This window comes from Plantibacter sp. MMLR14_011, from assembly GCF_001865025.1.
GTDB lineage: Bacteria > Actinomycetota > Actinomycetes > Actinomycetales > Microbacteriaceae > Plantibacter > Plantibacter flavus_A.
Genome location: NZ_MJGW01000042.1, coordinates 1 through 222 on the forward strand (window position 1 = coordinate 1; position 222 = coordinate 222).

Annotated in this window: 1 pseudogene; it reads right to left on the reverse strand. The window is 71.2% G+C overall.

Features of this window, described 5'->3' with window-relative positions:
* Window positions 1-28: 28 nt before the first annotated feature.
* A pseudogene (locus tag BIU99_RS14335) lies at window positions 29-222 on the reverse strand (carbohydrate ABC transporter permease); the annotation flags it as partial.

Sequence of the window (222 nt, forward strand, 5' to 3'; positions counted from 1 at the left end):
GTACGGGTGTCCGCGGGGCCGGGCGCGCTCACTTCAGCCCCGTCGTGGCGACGCCGGCGACGAAGAACTTCTGCGCGAAGAAGAACCCGAGCGCGATCGGCAGCAGCGAGATCACGGCACCGGCGAGCAGCACCGCGTGGTCGGTCACGTGCGCTCCCCCGAACAGCGTCAGCCCGGCCGGCAGCGTGAGCATGTCGTTCGACGTCGTCACGACGAGCGGCC